This window comes from Vibrio sp. (assembly GCF_047973365.1).
Lineage (GTDB): Bacteria > Pseudomonadota > Gammaproteobacteria > Enterobacterales > Vibrionaceae > Vibrio.
Map to the genome: position 1 here is coordinate 1 of NZ_JBKEBW010000170.1, position 4,203 is coordinate 4,203.

The 4,203-nt window shown below is 46.3% G+C and carries 3 protein-coding genes; 1 reads left to right on the forward strand and 2 read right to left on the reverse strand.

What is annotated here, in order from left to right:
• On the forward strand, positions 1 to 1,222 hold a 1,222-nt coding region (locus tag ACK5MF_RS19150), incomplete at its 5' end, for an IS4 family transposase (protein ID WP_416924107.1).
• A 99-nt stretch (positions 1,223 to 1,321) separates the two neighbouring features.
• On the opposite strand, the gene acs is transcribed toward ACK5MF_RS19150, so the two are convergent.
• The gene (gene acs / locus ACK5MF_RS19155) at positions 1,322 to 3,271 is read right to left on the reverse strand and encodes an acetate--CoA ligase (protein WP_416924108.1); all 1,950 of its coding nucleotides are present in this window, start codon (positions 3,269 to 3,271) and stop codon (positions 1,322 to 1,324) included.
• A 165-nt stretch (positions 3,272 to 3,436) separates the two neighbouring features.
• Positions 3,437 to 4,063 carry a 3'-5' exonuclease gene (locus tag ACK5MF_RS19160; protein WP_416924109.1) on the reverse strand — a complete coding sequence of 209 codons (627 nt, stop codon included), beginning with the start codon at positions 4,061 to 4,063 and terminating at the stop codon, positions 3,437 to 3,439.
• Positions 4,064 to 4,203 lie beyond the last annotated feature (140 nt).

A 4,203-nucleotide genomic window follows, 5' to 3' on the forward strand; every position in this document is an offset into this window, starting at 1 on the left:
AAAAAACACAACTCAAGATGCCATGCTTATAACAAAATTTTGCCACAAAACACTTTCTAAATCTCTAAAGAACTTTAATCAGGCTCGAGTTAAATCATTGTTCGATTGTAGCAATGCCCTTATTCGAGGAAATGAACTTAGCCTGACCACTATTGGGCGTAATTTAGAAGGTCGCTCAAATGTAAAGCATAAAATAAAACGTGCGGACAGATTTCTCAGCAACACCAAGCTCCATAATGAATTAACTGAGCTATATGGAGCGATTTCTTCTCATTTTCTCAAAGAATTACCTTTTTATATCATTGGGGTGGACTGGAGTGGTTGCTGTAATCGTGACTTTTGGCTACTCAGAGCCAGCCTGCTTGTTGATGGCCGAGCCATCCCAATTTTTAATACCGTTGTTGCCGAAGAGGATCAGGAAAAGGAACATATTCATAATCAATTTTTAGATTCATTGACCACCATCATACCTAAAGATAAACCCGTCTACATAGTGACAGATGGAGGCTTTAAAACACCTTGGTTTCATAAAGTTGCATCGCTTGGGTGGTTTTTTCTTGGAAGAGTAAGAGGGAATATTCATGGGCAGTTGGAAGAAGATTCATGGAAATCAATATCAGAGCTCACAATAAGTGCAACAGACAAGCCTAAAACCTTAGGTAAAGGCCGATTGGGGAAAACATCAAAAACACAGGTCCAAGGTTTTTTCCACCTTTTTAAGGGGAAAAAGAAAAATCGTCACAATAAAAAGCGAAGAAAGAGCCAAATTTATCCTGATGCAGAAAAGACATATAAAGCTATAGCCAATGAGCCATGGTTATTAATAACAAATGATAGCTATTTATCCGCGAAGACTGCTGTCATTTATTACAGCAAAAGGATGCAAATAGAGCAAAACTTCCGTGATGACAAAAGTCAGAGGTATGGTTTTTCATGGCAGAACAGCAAAAGCATAGGAACAAAAAGAATCTCTGTATTAAGCCTTATAGCTTGTGTAGCAACAGTGGTGCTTTGGATAGTTGGTTTTGAAGCAGAAAGACAGAATCAGCACTATAGATATCAGGCTAACTCACTAAAAACAAAGAGGGTTTTATCATTCCTTAGCTTGGCGAAGAATATTTTAAAAGACACGCCTTTGAGGCGTGTACTTCAATGGTTTCGAAATGGAGTGGCCGCTTTATCGATAGGTTACCCTTCAATAATAAGTCGACCACTCCAATAAATGGGGATCCCTCAGTGCCTTCGCAGGAATGACGGCGAGGCAGAAATGACAGCGAGGCAGGAATGGCTGTGAGGGCAGGAGTGACGTGGAGTAGGATAGTTACACCAGCTCCGCTTTCTCGGCGATCAGTTTATCCACTACGCTTGGATCCGCCAGGGTTGAGGTATCGCCCAAGTTGCTGGTGTCTCCGGTGGCAATTTTACGCAGAATGCGACGCATGATTTTCCCTGAGCGGGTTTTCGGCAGCGCATCTGTCCAGTGCAGTACATCGGGTGTTGCGATTGGACCAATCTCTTTACGCACCCAGTTTTTCACTTCTTTATGCAGTTCAGCGCTTGGATAAACGCCATCATTCAAAGTGATGTAGGCGTAAATGGCTTGTCCTTTGATATCGTGAGGAACGCCCACCACTGCCGCTTCGGCAATTTTATCGAAGGCAACCAGTGCAGATTCAATCTCTGCGGTACCCATACGGTGACCGGATACATTGAGTACGTCATCGACGCGACCGGTGATCCAGTAGTAACCATCTTCGTCACGGCGTGCACCATCACCGGTAAAGTACATGCCTTTAAAGGTTGAGAAGTAAGTTTGCTCGAAACGATCATGATCACCATAAACCGTGCGCATTTGACCCGGCCATGAATCAAGGATCACCAGGTTACCTTCGGTTGCACCGTCAACGATTTCACCCATGTTATCGACCAGTGCTGGTTGTACACCAAAGAATGGGCGTGTTGCTGAACCCGGTTTCAGATCGGTCGCGCCCGGTAGTGGGGTGATCAAAATGCCGCCCGTTTCGGTTTGCCACCAAGTATCCACAATCGGCGATTTCTCGTTGCCTATGGTTTTGTAGTACCACTCCCAAGCTTCAGGGTTAATCGGCTCACCGACTGAACCCATAATGCGTAAACTGTTACGATGAGTCTCTTTTACCGCTTCATCGCCTTTCGCCATCAATGCACGAATCGCTGTTGGTGCTGTGTAGAGGATATTGACCTGATGTTTGTCGACTACCTGACTCATGCGGTTGGTATCCGGGTAGTTAGGCACACCCTCGAACAGAATCGTCTTCGCGCCGTTCGCCAGTGGTCCGTAAATCAGGTATGTGTGACCGGTAATCCAGCCCACATCAGCGGTACACCAGAAGGTTTCGCCCGCTTGGTAATCGAAGACGTACTTGAAGGTCATGGCTGCGTATACCAGATATCCACCCGTGGTGTGCAAAACACCTTTTGGTTTACCGGTAGAACCCGAGGTGTAAAGAATGAATAGCGGATCTTCCGCTTTCATTGCTTCAGGTGGGCAGTCAGCAGAGACTTTTGCCGTGGCTTCGTGCCACCAAATGTCACGATGCTCATGCCAGGCAACGTCACCGCCAGTGCGTTTAAACACAATCACTTTGTTGATGTTTTTGATTTCAGGGTTGGTTAGTGCTTCATCGACGTTTTTCTTCAGTGGAACTGCGCGACCGCCACGAACACCTTCATCGGCAGTGATCACCAGTTTTGCGTTTGAGTCAAGGATACGACCTGACAGTGCTTCCGGAGAGAAACCGCCGAAAACTACAGTATGTACCGCGCCGATACGAGTACAAGCCAGCATCGCAATCGCCGCTTCTGGCACCATTGGCATGTAAAGGCAAACCACATCACCTTTACTCACGCCCTGTTCTTTCATTGCGTTTGAGAAGCGACACACTTGTTCATGCAACTGCTTAAATGTCAGCGTTTTGTCTTCTGCTGGGTTGTCGCCTTCCCAGATGATCGCTACGTCGTCGCCGCGCTGTGCAAGATGGCGGTCAATACAGTTCGCTGAAACGTTGAGAGTGCCGTCTTCAAACCAACGAATGTCGACATGCCCGGTGTCGAAAGAGGTCTGTTTCACTTTAGTGAATGGCTTAATCCAATCGACAATCTTACCGTGTTCGCTCCAGAAACCTTCTGGAGCGGTGACAGACTGTTGGTACATAGCCAGGTAAGTGTCATTATCCGCGTGGGTATGAGTTTTAATATTTTCTTTTACCGGATAAATGTGCGCTGCACTCATTACAAATTCTCCTTGTGAATACTGCAATCACCTTGATGGCGTTTAAAACGTCCAACAAAGAAATTCGTTATGCCTATAACTCTTAGCCAGATAGATAAGTTTCACAATTAGACTTTAGGATAAAGGGCTGGGGGAACGAAGAAGGGGAGTCAGGGTGGGGGTATTTTACTGTGGGGTGGTAAAGGTTGGTAAGTCACCCTGAGTTAAGCGCACAAAAACCAAGGCGGCGGAAATGGCATCTTGCAGTGCATCGTGTTTGTCTTGTATCGGCAGATCAAGATGACGGCATATCGAATCCAGACTCAAATCAATATAGGCAGTGGGCAGGTGGCGTTCGAGTTTGTCGTGGTAGATCTGGCTGACTTCCACCAGCGAATTAGGCAGTGGAAAACCAAGCTGTTTGCGACAAGCGATGTCTAAGATTTTTTTGTCATAGCGAATGTGATAGCCGACCAGTGGGCGATTACCGATAAAATCAAGCAGTTGCTTCAGCGCTTCTTTCTCTGAAATGCCGTCGATTAGATCTTGGTGACGCATACGGTGAATACGCACCGAATTGGAGTCGAGCGACTGCGGGGCTCTTAGCCGAACTTCAAAAGGCTGACTGGTGATAATGCGATTATCAATGATCTTGGTGGCGGCGATGGTCACCAACTCTGCCCGATTTGGGTCCAGGCTGGTGGTTTCACAATCCAGTGAGACATACTCATTGCCACCGTTCGCTTCAAACAGTGATTGATAGTGAGAGTGTTTTAGCTTGTGGTGCCAATAGCGTCGCCGTATCCAATTCATAACATCACTCTTATCTGCCCTCGTTTCTGATCTGCCTAATCTCGGATCTGCCTAATCTCGGATCTGATAGTGATACCCAAGCCACTGTTTGAATTTCTTCACCACATGCAGGCTGTGTCTGAGCAGATCTCGCTCGGTGC